Source organism: Aminobacter sp. P4_H6_2 (assembly GCF_056400805.1).
In genome coordinates, this window is the sequence record NZ_JBFUKO010000867.1 from 1 (window position 1) to 1,782 (window position 1,782).

At 60.8% G+C, this 1,782-nt stretch carries 2 protein-coding genes; both read left to right on the top strand.

The genetic code is table 11. The annotated features are described in order from the left end of the window. The first annotated feature begins 101 nt into the window (after positions 1-101). Complete coding sequence (gene groES, locus AC1DUU_RS31120; protein WP_476787162.1) at positions 102-398, top strand: co-chaperone GroES; 297 nt, start codon at positions 102-104, stop codon at positions 396-398. A 62-nt stretch (positions 399-460) separates the two neighbouring features. After that, the coding region (gene groL / locus AC1DUU_RS31125) for a chaperonin GroEL (RefSeq protein WP_476787163.1) at positions 461-1,782 on the top strand (1,322 nt) is incomplete at its 3' end.

Genomic DNA, 1,782 nt, shown 5'->3' on the forward strand with positions numbered 1-1,782 from the left:
CTATCTCACCGGCACGTTAGCACTCTCCTGAAGTGAGTGCTAACCAAGTCCGGCCAGCCCGGACCGAGGAACGTTCTCAACAGTTCACCGAGGAAATTCAAATGACAAAGTCGAAGTTCCGCCCGCTGCATGACCGCGTGGTTGTTCGCCGCGTCGAATCCGAGTCCAAGACCGCCGGCGGGATCATCATCCCCGATACGGCCAAGGAAAAGCCGCAGGAAGGCGAAATCGTCGCCGTCGGTTCCGGTGCCCGCGACGAAGCTGGCAAGATCATTGCGTTGGACGTCAAGGCGGGCGACCGCGTTCTGTTCGGCAAGTGGTCCGGCACCGAAGTGAAGCTCAATGGCGAAGACCTTCTGATCATGAAGGAATCCGACATTATGGGCATCATCGGCTGAACCGTCGAAATTAGTTCGCAACCACATCAGAAGTAACGGGCATTCAGCCCAGGAGCTAAAACATGGCTGCTAAACAAGTAGTATTTTCCCGCGACGCCCGCGAGCGCATGCTGCGCGGTGTCAACATCCTCGCCGACGCTGTGAAGGTCACGCTCGGCCCCAAGGGCCGCAACGTCGTCATCGACAAGTCGTTCGGCGCCCCGCGCATCACCAAGGACGGCGTTTCCGTCGCCAAGGAAATCGAGCTTGAAGACAAGTTCGAGAACATGGGCGCTCAGATGGTCCGCGAAGTTGCTTCGAAGACCAACGATAAGGCCGGCGACGGCACCACGACCGCGACCGTTCTCGCACAGGCTATCGTTCAGGAAGGCCACAAGGCCGTTGCCGCCGGCATGAACCCGATGGACCTGAAGCGCGGCATCGACCTGGCTGTCAGCGAAGTCGTCGCACACCTCGTCAAGAGCGCCAAGAAGATCAAGACCTCCGAGGAAGTCGCCCAGGTCGGCACGATTTCGGCCAACGGCGAAGCCTCGATCGGCCAGATGATMGCGGAAGCGATGCAGAAGGTCGGCAATGAGGGCGTCATCACCGTCGAGGAGGCCAAGACCGCCGAGACCGAACTCGAAGTCGTCGAAGGCATGCAGTTCGACCGCGGCTACCTCTCGCCCTACTTCGTCACCAACCCCGACAAGATGATTGCCGAGCTGGAAGACGCCTACATTCTTCTCCACGAGAAGAAGCTCGGCAACCTGCAGGCCATGCTGCCGATCCTCGAGGCTGTCGTTCAGACCTCGAAGCCGCTCGTCATCATCTCCGAGGACGTCGAAGGCGAAGCTCTTGCAACGCTGGTCGTCAACAAGCTGCGTGGCGGCCTGAAGATCGCTGCCGTCAAGGCGCCGGGCTTCGGTGATCGCCGCAAGGCCATGCTGGAAGACATCGCCATCCTCACCGGTGGCCAGGTCATCTCCGAAGACCTYGGCATCAAGCTCGAGAACGTCACGCTGGACATGCTCGGCCGCGCCAAGAAGGTGTCGATCTCCAAGGAGAACACCACCATCATCGACGGCGCCGGCAAGAAGCCTGAGATCGAGGGCCGYGTCGCCCAGATCAAGCAGCAGATCGAAGAGACCACGTCGGACTACGACAAGGAGAAGCTGCAGGAACGTCTGGCGAAGCTCGCCGGCGGTGTTGCCGTGATCCGCGTCGGCGGTGCGACCGAAGTGGAAGTCAAGGAAAAGAAGGACCGCGTCGATGACGCGCTGAACGCAACCCGCGCTGCCGTCGAAGAAGGCATCGTGGCTGGCGGCGGCGTCGCTCTCCTGCGCGCCACCCAGGCAATCACCGCCACCGGCATCAACGCCGATCAGGCAGCAGGCATCAACAT

Bases quoted from the DNA above. Each gene is read 5' to 3' on its own strand.
- groES (WP_476787162.1), top strand. From the start codon at position 102: ATGACAAAGTCGAAGTTCCGCCCGCTGCATGACCGCGTGGTTGTTCGC.